Source organism: Amycolatopsis dongchuanensis (assembly GCF_039542405.1).
Classification (GTDB): domain Bacteria; phylum Actinomycetota; class Actinomycetes; order Mycobacteriales; family Pseudonocardiaceae; genus Amycolatopsis_E; species Amycolatopsis_E sacchari.
In genome coordinates this window covers 68,112-84,874 of the sequence record NZ_BAABIB010000063.1, presented here as the reverse complement: position 1 = coordinate 84,874, position 16,763 = coordinate 68,112, and the positions used below count along the sequence as shown (strand labels likewise).

Here is a 16,763-nt window from a genome sequence, read left to right as displayed (position 1 = left end):
GGATCGCCCAACCTGGGCCGATGAGCTCACGCAAACTCGACCGCGGCGGCCCCGCCACGGGCTGCCCGGTCACCGGCCTCGGCGACGGGACGTGGCAGGTCCGGGGGTACGAGGCGGCGCGGCAGCTGTTGCGCAGCACCGAAACGGTGCAGGCGGGGCTCGGCGTGGAGACCACCAGCAAGCTGCCCCAGCGCATCCGGCGCCCCGTGCTCTACCGCGACGGGCCCGAGCACCGCGAGGACCGGCGGCAGACCGCGAGGTTCTTCACGCCCCGCCGCGTCGACGAGCACTACCGCGGGATGGTGGTCGCGGTGGTCGAGCGGGAGCTGGCGAAACTGCGGGCCACCGGCCGCGTCGAGCTGTCCGACCTGAGCTTCGCGGTCGTGATCGACGTGGTCAGCGCGGTGCTCGGCCTCACCGAGAGCAGACCGGGCATCCGGCGGCGGCTGGAACGGTTCTTCCCGGAGAAGTTCGGCAAGCCCGGCCTGACGAGCCCGCACGGGCTGTACTGGCTGGTCCGGCAGAACGTCAACTGGCTGCGCATCTACCTCGCCGACGTGCGGCCGGCCATCCGCGCCCGCCGCCGCGAACCGCGTGACGACCTCATCACCCACCTGCTCGGCCAGGGCTGCATCGCCGCGGAGGTCCTCGGCGAGTGCCTGACCTTCGCCGCCGCGGGCATGGTCACCACGCGGGAGTTCGTCTGCGTGGCGGCCTGGCACCTCACCGGGGATCCCGCGCTCCACGCCCGGTACCGGGCCGCCGCCGAGCCCGAACGCCTGGCGATCCTGCACGAGATCCTGCGCCTGGAGCCGATGATCGCGCGCCTCGCCCGGCGCACCACGGCACCACTGGTGCTGGGCGAGGTCACCGTACCGGCGGGCAGCCGGGTGGAGGTGCTCGTCGACGAGGCGAACGCCGACCCGGCCGCGGTCGGTGACGAGCCACTCACCCTGTGCCCGGAGCGCACGGTCCCGAACCCCGCCGGACTGTCCTTCGGGGACGGTCCGCACCGCTGCCCCGGCGCGCACATCGCGATGCTGGAGACCGACGTCCTGCTCACGCGGTTGTTCGCGCTCGACGGGTTCCGCCTCGAAGGCGAGCCACGCGTGACCTACCGGGACGAGATCGGCGGCTGCGAGATCCGCGGGCTGGTGGCGGTGGCCGATCCCGTGCGCTGAGTGCTGCCGCCACCTCAGCGGGGCAGCTGCGCCCCCGTCGCGTCGTAGGCCCGCGGCGGTGTCAGCACGGTGTCGGACGGCACGTCGGCGGGCGGGAACCAGAAGATCACGACGCTGGGGTCCTGGCTCCACAGCGCCTGCCGCGCCTGCACGGTGCGCGCCCCCACGGTGGTGGTGATCCTGCTGGCCGGGCCGACGTAGTAGCCGAACACCGGCAGCCGCGGTTCCTGCTCGCTGCCACCGTCGAGCACGCGGAACCCGGGCTTAAGCGCGGCTCCCGCGGTTTCGTTCGCCAGCAGGTCCGCGGTGAGCACGCCCCCGGGGGTGCGATGACCCGCCATCAGTCCGAAGTGGACCTCCGGCAGCTCGGGCACGTCGATCGCCACCATGTACAGCACCACCTCGCCCACGGAATCACTGAGCCCGGTGCCCACGACCCGGCCGAGCGGTGGCCGCTCTTCGCGTTCGGCGGCGGTCGGCTGGGCCGCCACCGGCGCCTGCGGGCTCCCGCCCCGCAACTGCGCGGTGAGCCCCAGCACCAGCGCGACCACCGCCACCACGGCGACCACCGCACCGCACTGCAGCAGCTGCCGACGGCGGCGCAGCCGGCGGCCCTCGGCGAGGATCCGCGGCAGGTCGGGCGGGGCGTAGGCGTCCTCGGGCTGCTCGCGCAGCGCGGCACGCAGGTCGTCGATCCCGGTCATCGCGGCACCCCTCCGCAGCTTTCCCGTGCCTCGTCTCCAGCGGCCACCCGCAGCTTGGCCAGCGCCCGCGAGTTCGTGCTCTTCACCGTGCCCAGCGACACGCCCAGCTCGGCGGCGACGTCGGCTTCCGGCAGGTCGAAGTAGTGCCGCAGCACGATCACCGCCCGCTCCCGGCCGGTGAGCCCGTCCAGCAGCTCCGCGAGCCACCGGCGGTCCAGCGCCAGGCTCTCGGGCCGGTCCGGGGCCCGGACCTCGGGCACGTCGTCGGTGGGCAGCTCGCGGATGGGGCGCCGCCAGTTGTCGATGAGGTGGTTGACGAGGACCCGCCGCGCGTAGCCGTAGGCGTCCTTGTGGCGGACCCGCTTCCAGGCCGCGTACGTCCGCGCGAGCACGGTCTGGACGGCGTCCTCGGCGTGGTGCCGGTCGCTGGTCAGCAGGTAGGCGGCATGGGTGAGCCGGGCCGAGCTCGCCAGGACGAACTCGGCGAACTCCTCGTCCCCCCGTGCCGTGCGGTGCCCCATACCCGGATCAGACGGGTCAGGTGCGCGAAAGGTTGAGTGCGCCCCGCCACAGGGTGCTCAGTCCGGCGGGGGCCAGTCCGCCTGCTGCGCCCGGATCTCCCGCTGGTCGGCGTCCCGCTCGCGTTCCTCGACCTCGCGGTCGCGCTGGTCGGCCTCGTCGTCCCGCCGGTCGACGGCCCGCTCCCGTTCGGCGGCTTTGAGTTCCCGCCGGTCCGCCTCGCGCTCCCGCGCACCGGCCCGGCGCTCCCGCTTGTCCACGCGGTGTTCCCTCGCCGAGACCGCGCGCTCCCGTTCGCCGACCCGCTGCTCGCGGTGGCCGGCGTCCAGCGTCGCCTCGGAGGCGGCGACCTCCTCGTCGATCTCGGTCTGCTCCGTTTCCCGGGCACGTTCCACACCACCAGCATGCGCGCCCGCCGGCTCCGGGACCAGCTCACCCCCCGGACCGCAACGCGGCCGACACCGCACCCGCCGCCGCCACGACCTTGCCCGCCAGCGCCCGCCCGACCCGCTTCGTCGGCATGCGGCTCGACGGCAGCACGACGTTCACCGACGCCACCGGCACGCCCGTCGCGTCCCGCACCGCGGCGCCCACCGCGCACACGCCGGACTCGCCCTCCTCGACGTTCAACGCGAACCCCGCCTTCCGGATCGCGGCGAGTTCCCTGGTCAGGTCCGGCCAGCTCTGGATCGACGCCTCCGTCCGCCGTTCCAGGCCCCGCCCGGCGAACCGGCGCTCGAACTCGGCCTCCGGCAGCACCGCCATGATCGCCTTGCCCGCCGCCGTGCAGTGCGCCGGGATGCACACCCCGGTCCGGTTGCCGACCCGGACCGTGCGCGTGCTTTCGATCCCGTCCACGAACCGGATCTCGCGCCCTTCGAGCACGCCAAGGCTGACCGTCTCCCCCGTCTGCGTCCACAGCTGCTCCAGCACGGGCCTGGCCACCTGCCGCACGTCCAGCCGGTGCACCGCGGCGAGCCCGATCTCGCGCAGCACGGGGCCCGGCCGGTACGGCCCGTTGCGGGTCTCCTGCACCGCGAAACCCTGGGCGCGCAAGGAGTTCAGCAGCCGGTGCGCCGTCGACGGGGCCACGGCCAGCAGGTCCGCCACCTCCGACAGCCGCAACGCGCGGTGCTGGGCGAGCAGCCGGACCAGCTGCAGCGCGTTGTCCACCGAGCCCAGCGTCGTTTTCGCCATAGCGGAATTCTAGATCGAAAATCTTCCGCTGGGTCGAATCTCATGTTTGGCTCGGGAGCAGGTCACATCGCCGTGTCCGAGAGGCAGGAGTGCCCCTTGTCCCCCACACAGCCGATCGACGCCACCGGGGAGCTGCGCAGCGCCCGGTTCGGCCGTTTCCACCTCGTGCTCGTCGTCGCCGTCCTGCTCGCCCTGTTGTTCGACGGCTACGACACGCTCAACCCGTCGTACGTCATCCACTACACCGCGGGCCCGTGGCACCTGAGCCACAGCGAAACCGGCTTCCTGGTCTCCTCCGGGCTCATCGGGTTCCTGGTCGGCGCGCTCGTGCACGGCCCGGTCGCCGACCGCGCCGGGCGGCGGCCGGTGCTGCTCACCGCACTGGCCGGGGCCGGCCTGTTCAGCCTGCTGACCGCCGTGGCGGCGAACGGGTTCGCCTCGTTCGTGCTGCTGCGCTTCTGCACCGGGCTGTTCCTCGGCGTGATCATGCCGCTGGGTACCGCCTACATCAACGAGTTCGCCCCGGCCCGCTCGGCGAACCGGGTCGTCGCCGCGGCGCTGGCCGGGTACTGCCTCGGCGGCGTGCTCGCCTCGCTCGTCGGGATCTACGTCACGCCGAAGGCGGGCTGGCACGCGCTGTACTGGATCGGCGCGGCGCCGCTGCTGCTCGCCGTGCTGCTGCGCCCGCTGCTGCCGGAGTCCGTGCAGTTCCAGGTGCTGCGCGGGCGGCACGCCGACGTCGCGCGGACGCTGGCGAAGATCCGGCCGGACCGGAACTACCAGGGCGCGGAGTTCCTCCAGCCCCGCGAACGCGCGTCGGCGCGGGAGATGCTCGGCACCGTGGTGGGACGGCGGTTCCGGCCGACGAGCATCGCGTTGTGGGTGTGCGCGTTCATGATCCTGTTCTGCATCTACGGCCTGTCCGGCTGGCTGCCGTCGGTGATGGAGCACCGCGGCAACACCTTCGCGGCCTCGTTCTGGTTCCTGGCGATCCTGCAGCTGGCCGGCATCGTCGGCGGGATCGCGGTCGCGGTGGTGTGCGACAAGCTGCGGGCCGACCTCGCCAAGGGGCTCGTCGCGCTGATGGTGATCGCGACGCTCGCCGTGGTGCTGGTCGGGGTGAGCGGCGGCCCGGTGGCCCCGCTGGTCGCCACCGGGTTCGCGGGCTTCGGCATCATCGGCGGGCAGTCGGCGCTGGACACGCTGTCCGCCCAGACGTATCCGGCGCACCTGCGCAGCACGGGCACCGGGATGATGTTCGGCGTCGGCCGCGTCGGCGGCATCCTCGGCCCCTACCTGATCGGCTGGCTGCTCGACTGGACGGACGGCGCCACCGGCGTGGTGTTCGTCGCGCTGGTCGTGGCGACGGCCGTCGCGGCGGTGACGGCGGCCGCGCTCGTCGCGTTCCGCCGCCGTCTGTCCTCCACTGTGGACACTCCCGTGGTTTCCGTTCCGGCGAAAGGACGATGATGAGTTACCTGCGAATCGCGACGGAAGAGGCCTACGGCCCCGCCGAGCTGTTCGACCTGTACCGCGAGCTGCTGCCCGACACCGACGACATCGGCTTCCGCAGCCTCATGGGCCACTACCTGACCAGCGACGCCGAACGCCCCCGTTTCGTCCGCAGCCGCCTGCAGGACCTCGGCGAGACCCGGCTGTCCGAAATGGACGCCACGGGGATCCACCACGCGGTGCTCGCGCTGACGTCGCCGGGCACGCAGGTGCTGGAGGACAAGCACGCCAGCGAGATGGCCACCCTCGCCAACGAGCGGATCGCCGAGGCGGTGCGGAAGTACCCGTCGCGGTTCTCCGGCCTCGCCGCCGTCGGCTTCGAGGACATCCCCTCGGCCGTGGACGAGCTGGAGCGGGCGGTGACCAAGCTGGGGCTCAAGGGCCTGATCTGCAACTCCCACATCAAGGGCCACTACCTCGACGAACCCCGCTTCCGCCCGCTGCTCGAAGCGGCCGAGGCGCTCGACGTGCCGGTGTACCTGCACCCCAACACGCCGCCGAACGACATGATCCGGCCGATGTACGAGGCCGGGATCGACGGCGCGATCTTCGGGTTCGGCGTCGAGACCGCCACCCACCTGCTGCGGATCATCACCTCCGGGGTGTTCGACCGGTTCCCGCGGCTCAAGCTCGTCGTCGGGCACCTCGGCGAGGCGCTGCCGTACTGGTTCTACCGGCTGGACTACATGCACGCCGGGCAGGTCGCGTCGAAGCGGTACGAGGCGATCAAGCCGCTGGAGCTGAAGGTCAGCGAGTACTTCCGCCGCAACATCTGGCTCACCACGAGCGGGATGCCGTGGGCGCCCACCATCATGTACGCCCGTGAGGTCGTCGGCCCGGACCGCGTGATGTACGCGATGGACTACCCGTACGAGTACGTGCCGGAGGAGGTGCGGATGCAGGACGAGCTGCCGCTGAACCCCGAGGAGCTCAAGGAGTTCTTCCAGGACAACGCGATCCGCGTGTTCGGGCTCGACGAGGCGGTGCTGAAGGGTCAGGAGAGCGGGCGGTAGCCCGCGCGGGCGGCCGCTGCCCAGTGCGGGGCACCCGCACGGGCGGCGACCGCCGCCGCCTGGCGGTAGTGCGCGGCGGCCTCGTCCGGCCGCCCGAGCGCCGTGGCGAGGTCCCCGAGGTAGTGCGCGACCGGCCGGAGCGTCAGCATCCCGCTGCCCGCTCCGGCCAGTTCCGCCGCGGCCGGGAGCAGTTCTTCGTACAAAGTGGACAGCTCACCGCCCAGTTCCACCGCCGCGACGGCGTGCAGGCAGGTCCGCGCTTCGTACAGCAGGTCGCGGGGTGACGGCGGCACGGCCGCGAGCGCCGCCCGCGCCTCGTCCTCGCGTCCCGCGCCGAGCAGCACCAGCGGACGACACCAGGGAGTGTAGCCGCCGAACTCCCCGTCCTCCGGCAGGCGCCCCTGGGAAATCCGGTGGCACAGCAAGGCGAACGCACCGATCCCGTTGTCCACACCGGACATTTCCGTGCCGGCCAGCCCGGCGGCCGCGTCTCGATAGGCCGCTTCCGCGGGTTCACCGGCGACGGCCGTGCGCAGCGCCCGGTACCACCGCGTGAACGGTGCCACGAGCGGAAGCCGGTAGTCGGCCGCGAGCCGGTCGGCGACGGCTGCGTGCTCGTCCGCCACGGCGAACCCGGCGAGCGCGGCGTGGGCCTGCACGAGCACGAGCCGCGCGAGGACCTCGAACGTCACCATCCCGTGCCGGATCGCCAGCTCCAGCAGTTCCTCCCCGATCCGGCGGCGCTCCGGGGCGAGCCCGGCGGTACCGAAGGACCGCATGAACCGCGCGTTGAGGGCGAAGGCCAGCAACGCCGGGTCGTCGAGCCGCCGTGCGATCTCTTCCGCCTCGCGCGCGGCCTCGTTCGCCCGCGCTCCCCCGGTGTTGCGCAGTTCGAGCACGAGCGTCGCCAGCAACCGGCCCCGCGCCGCGGTTTCCTCCGGGGGCAACGCTTCGAGCGTCCGCTCCGCCACGGCGGCGAGGCGGGCCGCGAGCGCCGGGTCGTCGTGCTCGGTCCAGATGGCGGGCACGTCGAACGCGCCGATCACGCGCGCGGTGAAGACGGGGTCGCCGAGGCGTTCTGCCAGCGTGACCGCCTCCTCGCGGTAGCGGCCGGCCTGCCAGAGTTCCCCGGTGAACGGCAACGCGCGCACCAGCCCCATCACCAGCTCCAGGCGGGTCCGCACGTCGTCGCTGCCGGACCGGTCGTGTGCGTCCAGCGCCGCGCGCCACAGCCGCACCGCCTCGTGCGGGGCGAACCGGGCTTCGGCCTGCTCCGCCGCCGCCCGCGCGTACCCGGCCGCGCGGTCCGAGCCCGCGAGCAGGAAGTGGTGTGCCAGCGCCTCGACGTCCCCCGGCCGCAGCCGCTCGATCGCCTCGCCGATACGGGCGTGCCACCTCGCCCGGCGCACGGGCGAGACGTCCTGGTACAGCGCGTCCCGCACGAGGTCGTGGGAGAAGCGGAGCTCCTCGGTCAGAAACCCTTGTGCCATGGCGGTTTCGAGCGCGTCGAGCACGTCCTGTCCGGCCGCCGCGGAGAGCACGTCGGGGTCCACCCGGGTACCCGCGACAGCGGCCATCCGGAGCGTGCGGCCGACGTCCTCGGGCAGTTTCCCGGCGCGGTAGCGGACCAGGTCACGCACGCCGGGCGGCACCGCCGCGAGCCCTTCGGTGCCCTCGGCGTCGAGCAGCCGGGCGAGTTCGCGGAGGAAGAACGGATTTCCGGCACTGCGCCGGTGCAGCACCGCGGCGGTTTCCTCGTCGACGACCAGCCCGGTGGCGGCCCGCACGAGGTCGGGCACCGCGGTCTGCGGCAGGCCGCCGAGGTAGAGCCGGACGGGTTCGGTGCGCGCGACACGGCCCAGGAACTCCGCCAGCTCCGGCGAAACCTCCGTCGTGCGGTAGGCGGCGACGACCAGCACCGGGGCCGGAACCGGTTCGGTCACCACGGCGGCCAGCAGCGCCAGCGTCTCCTCCCCCGCCCAGTGCACGTCGTCGAGCACCAGCAGCAGGGGCGCCTGACGCGCTGTCCTGGCGAGGTGCGCGCCGACGGCGCGGTGCCACCGGAAGCGGGCCGTCACCGGATCGGCGCCCGCCTCGGACTCCGGGCCCGGTCCCTCGAGGGTGTCCAGGATCCGCGTCCACGCCCACCCGGCGGGCACGCCCTCGTGCTCGGGATTGCCGCCCCACGCCGTGGTCCAGCCCTGGGCCGACAACCGCGCCGCGGCGGCCTCCGCGAGTGCCGTCTTGCCCGCTCCCGCCTCACCGCTCAGCAGCACGAGCCCGAGCCTGCCGCGGGTTGCGGCCGTCGCCGCCGCGTCCAGCAGCCGGTCCAGCTCCTCCCCCCGGCCCACCAGCGCCGGTACCGGCCGGGTGGGAGTCAGGCGCGGGGCCTGCGCGAGGACGTCGGCCTCCAGCCCGCGCAACGCGGGACCGGGATCGACGCCCAGCTCGTCCGCGAGCACCTTCCGCGCGCGCCGCAGCGCGGCGAGCGCGTCCCCCTGCCGCCCCGCGCGGTACAACGCCAGCGCGAACAGCCGCCACCCCTCCTCGCGCCACGGGTGCGCCTCGGTGTGGCCTTCCAGGTCGGGCACGGCCTCGGCGGCTCGGCCGAGCGCGAGCAGCGCCTCCGCCCGGCGCTCCCCGGCCAGCAGGCGCAGCTCGTCGAGGCGCGCGATCTCCGCCCGTGCCCAGGGAAAACCGTCCACTTCGGCGTACGCGGGACCACGCCACAACGCGAGCGCTTCGTCGACGCGGGCGAGCGCCGCGTCAGCACGGCCCGCCGCCAGCAGGTCGGCGGTGGCGGACACGGCGTCCTCGAAGCGCCACGCATCCACCGCGTCCGGCTCGGCGCGCAGTGCGTACCCCGGGCCCTCGGTGACCAGCAGCCGGGCCGGCGCGCGCGGGGCGCGGTCGGGTTCGAGCGCGCGGCGCAGGGCGGAGACGAACGTCTGGAGCGCGGCCTGCGCGCCGTCCGGCGGGTCCTCCCACAGGTCGTCGACGAGCCGCGCGGCAGGCACCACCCGGCCGCGTGCGACCAGCAGGCGCGCCAGCACGGCCCGGTGCCGCGGCCCCTTCAGCTCGACCGGGCCCCGCGCGTCCTGCGCCACCAGCGGGCCGAGCACGCCGAACCGCACCGCCACCTCCCCTCCTCGCCAGGCACTGTACGCGGCGCTCAGCGCGTGCTCAGTGGACGCTCAGCGCGCCCCGGGAACGTGGGGGCACCAGCGAGTTCCACGGAAAGGTTTCCCATGCAGATCCCCGGCTTCGACTACCGGCGGGTGCCCGTCGCCGACGGCGTCTCGCTCAACGCGGCCGTGGGCGGTACCGGCGCCCCGATCGTGCTCCTGCACGGTTTCCCGCAGACGCACCTGATGTGGCGGCACGTCGCCGCCGACCTCGCGGTCGACCACACCGTCATCTGCCCCGACCTGCGGGGTTACGGCGACAGCGACAAGCCTGCCGACACCGGCGGGACGTACTCGAAGCGCACCATGGCCGCCGACGTCGTCGCGCTCGCCCGCGCGCTCGGGCACGACCGGTTCGCGCTCGCCGGGCACGACCGCGGCGCGCTCGTCGCGATCAGGGCCGGACTGGACCACCCCGGCGTGATCACCCACCTCGCGTCGCTCGACGTGCTGCCCACGCTCGACATGTGGCAGGTGATGCGGGGCGTGACCGCCGCGGTCGGCTTCCACCTGTACCTGATGGCGCAGCCGCCGGGCCTGCCGGAGCGGATGATCGGCGCGGTGCCCGACGAGTTCTTCGGGTACTTCCTCGACGCGTGGGTCCAGCGCCCCGAGGCGATCCCGGCGGACGTGCGCGCCGCGTACCTCAAGGCGTCCCGCGAAGCCGTGCCCTCGATCGTCGCCGACTACCGCGCGTCCGCCACGATCGACGTGGAGCACGACACGGCGGACCGGCAGCGCGGCACCGTGCTGCGGATGCCGGTGACCGTGCTGCAGCAGGACTGGGGCGCGGCGCTGGGCTACGACGCGACCGCGCTGTGGCGGGCGTGGGCCACCGACCTCCACCACGCCACGGTCACCGCCGGGCACTTCATGGCCGAGGAGGCACCGGCCGAGGTCATCAAGGCGTTGCGGGACCTGCTCACCCGCTGACGTGGTTTCCTGGTGCGGTACCCGTTCCCGCACCGCACCAGGAGCCCGCCGATGACCGTCCGCCGCGTCGTCCCCAACATCCACTCCACGGCCGCCGGCGAGAGCCGGGAGTTCTACGGCCTCCTCGGTTTCGAGGAGGTCATGAACCACGGCTGGATCGTGACGCTGGCCTCGCCCGCCAACCCGGCGGCGCAGGTCAGCGTCATGAGCCACGACAAGACCGCGCCCGTCCACCCCGACCTGAGCGTCGAGGTGGATGACGTCGACGCGGTGTACGCGGCCCTGCGGGACAGCGGCGCGGAGATCGTGCACACCCTGCGGGACGAGGAATGGGGCGTGCGGCGGTTCTTCGTGCGCGACCCCAACGGCAAGGTGGTCAACGTGCTGAGCCACCGCTGACCCCGCGGCGGTGATTTCCTTGCGGGGCACGGCGAAACCCGGCAAGGCCGTCACGGCGGAACACCGCGGTCACTCCCAGGAGGCCGCCATCCGGGGGTTCCATGCGCTACTGACAGTGGCAAATCCTTGTGCGCCAACACGATCGGTGGAAACAGGTCCGTACGGGTCACAGCACCCGGCACCTTTCCCTTACGGGCGCCTACTCTTGCTGATGTGATCTTGCACTGTCGGGGGGCCGAGGAAAGGAGCAACCGTGGTGCAGCTGACCGGGTTGCCGAGGGCGGTGCCCGGGAAACGGGAGGCCACCCCGTACGAGCCACCCGCTGACGTACCGGGGGAACTGCGCCGCATCACCGCGGAAGGCGACTGGGACGCGCTGGAGTCGTTGTTCGACCACTTCTGGCTCACCATGGACAGTGAGCTGGGCGCCCAGCTCACCACGGTGCTCACCGACGTGCCGGAGGAGGAGCTGCACGCCCGGCCGCGGCTCATGATCGGCGGGATCGCGGCCTACCACGCCGCGGTCTACCCCGACGCGGAGGAGCACCGGTCCTTCCTGCGCCGGTACATGGATCTGGGCAGGCGGCTGGCCGCGACGATGGACCTCGAACACGAGGAGGTCCCGGCGACGGTCGCCATCGTCGGCACCGCCGCGATGATCGCCGTGCGTGCGGAGGGCCGGTTCGCCGAGGCGGAGGAGTTCGGGCAGCGGCTGACCGACCGGCTGCTGCGGCTCGGCCCGGCACCGGCTGCGGGCCCCAGCCCACGGCCGGGCTGGCTGCCGATGCAGCGCGGGCTGACCCGCTCGCTGATGGGCGACTTCGCGCAGGCCACCGAGCTGTACCGGCAGGCGGTGGAGCAGGCGGGCACCGAACCGGTGAGCGCGTACGCGGCGATCAACGCGACGGCGAACCTCGCCATGGTGTTCGGCCACCTCGGGCACCGCGAGACCGCGCGCCGGTGGACGGAACGCATGCGCTCGTACCCGCCGCCGTCGGGCTGGGTGTCGTTCCTGCTGACGGTCGGCTCGACGCTCGCGGACGGCTGGGAGGCGCTCGACCGCTACGATGAGAAAGCGCTTTCCGAGTGCCTGGCGGTCACCGGGGACGGGACCAAGCCCATCGAGGTGTGGCCGTTCGTCACCGCACTGGTCGCCGCACACGGCCTGCACTTCGGCGAACCGGCGGCGACGCTGGCCCACCTCGGCGAGATCCGGCTCAGCCACGCGCCGGCGCTGGCCGACCAGGGCACCGCGCGCCAGGTGCTGACGCGGGCGCGGGCGGACCTGCTGCTGGCCGCCGGGCAGGCGAACCGCGCGCTGCGGGTGATCACCGACGCCGGTGTGGGAGCCCCGTGGCTGGCGCTGCCCGCCGCCCGGTTGCGCCTGCTCGCCGGCGAGTACGAGGTCGCGCGGGCGCTGGCCGCGCAGGCCACCGTCGACCCGGCGGTGTCCAGGCGCGATCTCGGGCAGCTGCTGCTGGTCAAGGCCCTCGCCGCACTGCGCTCCGGTGACGAGGTGGAGGCGGGCCGCGCCGCGGCGGCCGCCATGCGCCTGCGCGCCCCGGACGAGGTGCTGTCGCTGGCCACTCTGTCCGAAGAGGACAGAGCCGCCATCGCCCGGCTCGTCGAGGTCCCGCTCACCGAGCGGGCACAGGCCCGGCTGGCGGCGGCCGCCCCCGTGTTCCCCGAGCGCGTCGAGCTCGTCGAGCTGACCAACCGCGAGCACGCGGTGCTGCTCGCGCTCGCCGCCGGGGGCACGGTGTCGCAGATCGCCCGCGGGCTCGTCGTGTCGGTGAACACGGTGCGCACCCAGCTGCAGAGCGCGTACCGGAAACTGGGCGCCTCGAACCGCCAGGAAGCGCTGACGCGGGCGCAGGAACTCGGCGTGCTCGGCGGGTGAGCGCGCTCAGCGGGTGCCGATCGCGAAGTTGAAGTTCGTGTGCCCGAAGGTGCGGCCCAGCCGGTACCGCAGGGGCACCAGCATTTCCAGCGAGCGCGCGCCCGTGATGTCGCCGAGGTCGATGATGGCGTCCTGCGGCCAGCCCATCTCGCGCAGGAAGCCCGTCGCCAGCCGCTTCGCGCCGCCGTCGTTGCCCGCGAGGAACGTGACGTGCCCGCCGCCCAGCCGGTCCGGCCGCACCATCACCGCGGGGCTGACCGTGTTGAGGGTCTTCACGACGCGGGTCAGCGGGAACTCGCGCTGGATCTGCTCGGCGAGGCTGCCGTCGCCCACCGGGCGCAGCGTCGGCGGGTCCTCCCCCGGCTCCACCACGGCGTTCGCGACGTCGAGCAGGACCTTGCCCGCCAGCGCCGGCGCACCCGCCTCCCGCAGCACGTCGAGCGAAACCGTCCCCGCCGTCGCGTTCACCACCACCGTGGAATCCTCGACCGCCGCGCGGTACGCCGCGACGGAGCCGTACGGCCCGGCGGCCGTGGCCCACCGGCGCACCCGTGCCGCCTGCGGGTCCCGTGTGCCGAGGATCACGTTGTGCCGCAGTTCCGCGAAACGCGTGGCCAGTGTGCGGCCCACGAGCCCGGAACCCAGTACGGCGACCAGCAAAGTCCAGCTCCTTTCCCCCGGGCCCACCCCTGCCGCCGGACCCGAGATCAGGTTTATCGGGCGCGCGCGACGACGACAAGGAGGACGGCGGATGAAAAAGAGGATGAAAAACACAGTGCCGGCAACGGCTTCCCGCGCGGCGGCGGAAGTACCCGGAGCCGGGACCCGCGGCGGGTCCCGGCTCCAGCCCCCTGGGGAGCCCGGCCGGGGCGTCGGGAGCGCGCTCGGTTCCCTTACGGGCGCGGCGGAACCAGAGCGCCGGCACCCCGGCACGGGGAAGGCCCGGAAATCGTTTGCTCCCTGCGTTTCCCGGCTGCCGCGGCGGGTATCACGCAAACCGCCTGGCGATCTCCGCGACGATGCGGGCGGAGGCGTGGCCGTCACCGAAGGGCGAGGCGGCGCGGGCGAGGCGGGTGTGCAGCTCGGGCAGTTCGTCGAGCCACTCGCCCGCCGTCTTGCTGATCAGCGGGCCCGGCGCGACCAGCACCGCGAAGTCCCGCATCGCCTCCGGGCGCTCAGTTGAGCGCCGCACGACGATGAGCGGTCGCTTGAGGACCGTGCACTCCTCCTGCACGCCACCGGAATCGGAGATCAGCAACGCGGCGTGCGCGGCGAGGCCGAGGAACTCCGACGGCCCCAGCGGGTCGGTCACCGCCAGCCCGTCGAGGTGGGCGGTGAGCCCGAACCGCTCGATGGCACTCGCGGTGCGCGGGTGCAGCGGCAGCACGACCCGGCACGGGATCCGGTTGAGCTCGGTGAGGATCGCGGCCAGCGCGGCCGGATCGTCGGTGTTCTCGGGCCGGTGGATGGTCGCGAGCGCGTAGCGGTCGGGCTCCAGCCCCCGGTCGGCCAGCAACCGCTCCCGCCGGGCCGGGTGCGGCAGCTGGGACAGCACGGCCTCGACGACCGTGTTGCCCGTGCGGATCACCGACTTGCCCGCCAGCCCCTCCCTGGCGAGGTTGCCCACGTTGTCGTCCGTGGCCGCACACAGGAGGTCGGACACGTGGTCGGTGACCACCCGGTTGTGCTCCTCCGGCATGTTGCGGTCGAAGCTGCGCAACCCCGCTTCCACGTGCACCACGGGGATCGAGCGGGCGTTGCCCGCCAGCGCCCCGGCGACGGTCGCGTTGGTGTCACCCTGCACGACCACCGCGACGGGCTTGGTCTGCGCGAACAACAGGTCCAGCGAGCCCAGCGCCGAGGCGATCTGCCCGGCCCGCGTCGCGCCACCCACCGAGAACCGGACGTCCGGTGCGGGCAGCCCCAGCTCGGCGAAGAACACGTCCGACAACGCCGAGTCGTAGTGCTGTCCGGTGTGGACGACGCGTGCCTTCGGGCCGAGGTGCCGGATGATCCCGGCGAGCTTCACGATCTCCGGCCGGGTGCCGAGCACCACCGCGACCCCGCCGTCGGGCAGTGCGGCGATCTCCTCGGGAGAGCTTTCCGTTCCGGTCACTGGGTTTCCTTCCGCCACAGGTCGTTGTCCTCACCCGGGAAGACCTGTTCGGCCGCCCGGACGTAACGGGACGACCCGGAATTTCCGGTGATCTAGCGCACCGCCGCGCCCCCGCCGTAGAGCCAGGAGTCCACGAGCGGGAACAGCCAGTACCAGAGCACGGCGAACAACCCCACGGCGAACAGGAGAAAACCCAGCCACCGCAGGCGGAACCGGGTGTTCCGCGGCTTCGTCGTGGTCATTCCGGCAGTCCACTTCCCGCATCGTCCACTTGGGACTGTACTGGCGTGGTCGTGCTGGTGCCCGATCCGGACGACAGGCGCGTCGGCGAGGTGCTCGACGTCGTGCTCGAACTGGATGTCGTGCTGGAGCTGGACGTCGTGCTGGGGCTCGACGACGTGCTCGGGCTCGAGGTCGTGGTGCTCGGCTCGGTGGTACTCGGCTCGGTGGTACTCGGCTCGGTGGTACTCGGCTCAGTCGTGCTCGGTGTGGTGCTCGGCGTGGTGCTGGGAGCCGGGGTGGGGCTCGGCGCCGTGCTCACCGGAGGCGGCGGGGGTGCCACCGGCACCGGCTTCGGTGCGGGCGCCGCCACCGGCACCACCGGCGGTGCCACCGGGACCGGGATGACCGGCACCGCGCCCCGCCCGTACGCCTCGGCGATGGTCAGCACCAGGTCCACATAGGAATCCGAGTGGTTGTACCGGAACACCGCCGCCCGCAGCGCCGCGGGATCGCTGAGGTCCCCGCCACCCGCGCACAGGTACCGCCCCGCCGCGAGCGCCGCGTCGAACAGGTTGTCCGGGTCGGCCCGGCCGTCCCCGTTGCCGTCCGACGCCCACGCGCGCCACGTGGACGGGATGAACTGCATCGGCCCGACCGCGCGGTCCACCGCGGCGTCCCCGTCGACCGCGCCGGCGTCGGTGTCCCCGATGGCCGCGGTGTCGCCCGTGCCGTCCAGCGCGAGCCCGCGGATCGGCGGCGTCACCGAGCCGTCCGCCGCGGGCTGCGCGCCCCCGTAACGCCCGTGGTTCGACTCCACGCGGCCGATCGCGGCGAGCACCGTCCAGCTCAGCCCGCACCCGGGGTTCGTGCGGGCGAGTGTGTCGGCCGCCCGGTGGTACGCGGTCAGCGCCACCGACGGGATCCCCGCCAGCAGCGACACCGGGGAAGCGCTTCCCCGGCTCCCGCCCGACGACAGCGGGATCGACGGCAACGAGGGCAGGGCGGGGAGTTCCGGCAGGGCGGGCAGTTCAGGCAGCGCCTCGTCCTGCCACCGTGGTTCGTCCACAGTGGCCGGACGGGGCGCGGACAACGCCAGCGGTACCTGGTTTCCGGCGGGCCGGTTCACCGGTAGCGCGGTCGCCCCCAGCAGCGCCAGCCCGGCGCCCACGATCCCCGCCACCCGGGTCTTGGCCTTCATTCGACGCTCACCACTCCTCTTTCCTGCCGCGGGAGCACCGGTTCCCCCGCGGGCGGTACGAGCAGGCCGTTGCGGAACCCGATGGCAACGGCGTGCGTGCGGTCCCGGGCCCGCAGCTTGCGCAGGATGCTGCGCACGTGGGTCCGGATGGTCTCCACGGACAGGCGGAGCACGTCGGCGATCGCCGCGTTGCCCAGCCCCTCCGCCAGCAGGTCCAGCACCTGGGCCTCGCGCGGCGAAAGCACGCCGGTGCTCACCACGCGCGGCCGTTGCACCGGCCGCCCCGCGCACGCGGCGCGGACGCATTCGAGCAGGTGCCACGCCCCGGCGGAGCGCGGCACGACGCCGCGCGCGCCCGCGTCGAGGGCCCCGGTGATGTACTCCGGCTCGTCGTGCCGTTCGGCCACCACCACGAGCACCGCGGGCACCCGGTCGGCCCCGCCGAGCAGCCGCGCGAGCCTGCCCTGCTGGTCCACTCTGGAGTCGAGCAGCACCAGGTCGGGCCGGGCCTGCGCGACCAGCTGGGCCGCGCCACGGACCGTCGCGGTGTGCCCGGCCCACTCCAGGTCGGGCGCGTTGTCCACGATCCAGGCCAGTCCCGCGCGGTAGATCGGGTCGAGGTCCACCACCGCCACGCGCCGCGGCCGGTCGTGCAGCGTCACGGTCGCTCCCCCCTCGAAACCG

Annotated in this window: 16 protein-coding genes; 6 read left to right on the top strand and 10 right to left on the bottom strand. The window is 73.5% G+C overall.

The features are described from left to right. Positions 1-20: 20 nt before the first annotated feature. Entirely contained in the window at positions 21-1,181 is a 1,161-nt protein-coding gene (locus ABFX51_RS15200) for a cytochrome P450 (protein ID WP_346054072.1), read from the top strand. A 14-nt stretch (positions 1,182-1,195) separates the two neighbouring features. Here ABFX51_RS15200 and ABFX51_RS15195 read toward each other — a convergent pair whose 3' ends face one another. The 4 genes from ABFX51_RS15195 to ABFX51_RS15180 are packed head-to-tail and all read right to left on the bottom strand — an operon-like array spanning position 1,196 to position 3,601. Next, complete coding sequence (locus ABFX51_RS15195; protein WP_346054071.1) at positions 1,196-1,885, bottom strand: hypothetical protein; 690 nt, start codon at positions 1,883-1,885, stop codon at positions 1,196-1,198. Continuing rightward, positions 1,882-2,406 (bottom strand): SigE family RNA polymerase sigma factor, encoded by a 525-nt coding sequence (locus ABFX51_RS15190; protein ID WP_091505302.1) that lies wholly within the window; start codon positions 2,404-2,406, stop codon positions 1,882-1,884. The genes ABFX51_RS15195 and ABFX51_RS15190 overlap by 4 nt, the downstream gene beginning before the upstream one ends. Positions 2,407-2,463: 57 nt before the next feature. After that, positions 2,464-2,799 (bottom strand): hypothetical protein, encoded by a 336-nt coding sequence (locus ABFX51_RS15185; RefSeq protein ID WP_346054070.1) that lies wholly within the window; start codon positions 2,797-2,799, stop codon positions 2,464-2,466. A gap of 37 nt (positions 2,800-2,836) precedes the next feature. Continuing rightward, positions 2,837-3,601, bottom strand: coding sequence for an IclR family transcriptional regulator (locus ABFX51_RS15180; protein ID WP_091505304.1), 765 nt, complete (start codon positions 3,599-3,601; stop codon positions 2,837-2,839). Positions 3,602-3,697: 96 nt separating this feature from the next. Here ABFX51_RS15180 and ABFX51_RS15175 point away from each other — a divergent pair, with 96 nt between their 5' ends. Continuing rightward, positions 3,698-5,071 (top strand): MFS transporter, encoded by a 1,374-nt coding sequence (locus ABFX51_RS15175; protein WP_346054069.1) that lies wholly within the window; start codon positions 3,698-3,700, stop codon positions 5,069-5,071. Further along, complete coding sequence (locus tag ABFX51_RS15170; RefSeq protein WP_346054068.1) at positions 5,071-6,126, top strand: amidohydrolase family protein; 1,056 nt, start codon at positions 5,071-5,073, stop codon at positions 6,124-6,126. The genes ABFX51_RS15175 and ABFX51_RS15170 overlap by 1 nt, the downstream gene beginning before the upstream one ends. Here the strand turns inward: ABFX51_RS15170 and ABFX51_RS15165 are convergent. Continuing rightward, positions 6,108-9,260 (bottom strand): ATP-binding protein, encoded by a 3,153-nt coding sequence (locus ABFX51_RS15165; protein ID WP_346054094.1) that lies wholly within the window; start codon positions 9,258-9,260, stop codon positions 6,108-6,110. The two genes, ABFX51_RS15170 and ABFX51_RS15165, sit on opposite strands and share 19 nt — an antisense overlap. 114 nt (positions 9,261-9,374) lie before the next feature. Between ABFX51_RS15165 and ABFX51_RS15160 the strand changes: the two genes are divergently transcribed. The 3 genes from ABFX51_RS15160 (at position 9,375) to ABFX51_RS15150 (ending at position 12,543) form a co-directional block, all read left to right on the top strand. Continuing rightward, complete coding sequence (locus tag ABFX51_RS15160) at positions 9,375-10,244, top strand: alpha/beta fold hydrolase (protein ID WP_346054067.1); 870 nt, start codon at positions 9,375-9,377, stop codon at positions 10,242-10,244. Positions 10,245-10,295: 51 nt separating this feature from the next. Next, positions 10,296-10,643 (top strand): VOC family protein, encoded by a 348-nt coding sequence (locus ABFX51_RS15155; RefSeq protein ID WP_346054066.1) that lies wholly within the window; start codon positions 10,296-10,298, stop codon positions 10,641-10,643. A 253-nt stretch (positions 10,644-10,896) separates the two neighbouring features. Next, positions 10,897-12,543, top strand: a complete 1,647-nt coding sequence (locus ABFX51_RS15150) for a helix-turn-helix transcriptional regulator (protein WP_346054065.1) — start codon at positions 10,897-10,899, stop codon at positions 12,541-12,543. A 6-nt stretch (positions 12,544-12,549) separates the two neighbouring features. Here ABFX51_RS15150 and ABFX51_RS15145 read toward each other — a convergent pair whose 3' ends face one another. From ABFX51_RS15145 to ABFX51_RS15125, 5 genes are all read right to left on the bottom strand, one after another. After that, complete coding sequence (locus ABFX51_RS15145) at positions 12,550-13,203, bottom strand: NADPH-dependent F420 reductase (RefSeq protein ID WP_346054064.1); 654 nt, start codon at positions 13,201-13,203, stop codon at positions 12,550-12,552. Positions 13,204-13,531: 328 nt separating this feature from the next. Then, the gene (gene wecB / locus ABFX51_RS15140) at positions 13,532-14,659 is read right to left on the bottom strand and encodes a non-hydrolyzing UDP-N-acetylglucosamine 2-epimerase (protein WP_346054063.1); all 1,128 of its coding nucleotides are present in this window, start codon (positions 14,657-14,659) and stop codon (positions 13,532-13,534) included. A gap of 92 nt (positions 14,660-14,751) precedes the next feature. After that, positions 14,752-14,901 carry a hypothetical protein gene (locus ABFX51_RS15135; protein ID WP_346054062.1) on the bottom strand — a complete coding sequence of 50 codons (150 nt, stop codon included), beginning with the start codon at positions 14,899-14,901 and terminating at the stop codon, positions 14,752-14,754. After that, positions 14,898-16,079, bottom strand: a complete 1,182-nt coding sequence (locus ABFX51_RS15130; protein ID WP_346054061.1) for a lytic transglycosylase domain-containing protein — start codon at positions 16,077-16,079, stop codon at positions 14,898-14,900. Before ABFX51_RS15130 ends, ABFX51_RS15135 begins: the two co-directional genes overlap by 4 nt. Next, positions 16,076-16,741, bottom strand: a complete 666-nt coding sequence (locus tag ABFX51_RS15125; RefSeq protein WP_346054060.1) for a response regulator transcription factor — start codon at positions 16,739-16,741, stop codon at positions 16,076-16,078. The genes ABFX51_RS15130 and ABFX51_RS15125 overlap by 4 nt, the downstream gene beginning before the upstream one ends. Positions 16,742-16,763: the final 22 nt, after the last annotated feature.

Excerpts from the sequence above, each read along its gene's own strand:
- ABFX51_RS15200 (WP_346054072.1), top strand. The coding sequence starts at position 21 with ATGAGCTCACGCAAACTCGACCGCGGCGGCCCCGCCACGGGCTGCCCG.
- ABFX51_RS15195 (WP_346054071.1), bottom strand. The coding sequence starts at position 1,885 with ATGACCGGGATCGACGACCTGCGTGCCGCGCTGCGCGAGCAGCCCGAG.
- ABFX51_RS15190 (WP_091505302.1), bottom strand. The coding sequence starts at position 2,406 with ATGGGGCACCGCACGGCACGGGGGGACGAGGAGTTCGCCGAGTTCGTC.
- ABFX51_RS15180 (WP_091505304.1), bottom strand. The coding sequence starts at position 3,601 with ATGGCGAAAACGACGCTGGGCTCGGTGGACAACGCGCTGCAGCTGGTC.
- ABFX51_RS15170 (WP_346054068.1), top strand. The coding sequence starts at position 5,071 with ATGAGTTACCTGCGAATCGCGACGGAAGAGGCCTACGGCCCCGCCGAG.
- ABFX51_RS15160 (WP_346054067.1), top strand. The coding sequence starts at position 9,375 with ATGCAGATCCCCGGCTTCGACTACCGGCGGGTGCCCGTCGCCGACGGC.
- ABFX51_RS15155 (WP_346054066.1), top strand. The coding sequence starts at position 10,296 with ATGACCGTCCGCCGCGTCGTCCCCAACATCCACTCCACGGCCGCCGGC.
- ABFX51_RS15135 (WP_346054062.1), bottom strand. The coding sequence starts at position 14,901 with ATGACCACGACGAAGCCGCGGAACACCCGGTTCCGCCTGCGGTGGCTG.
- ABFX51_RS15130 (WP_346054061.1), bottom strand. The coding sequence starts at position 16,079 with ATGAAGGCCAAGACCCGGGTGGCGGGGATCGTGGGCGCCGGGCTGGCG.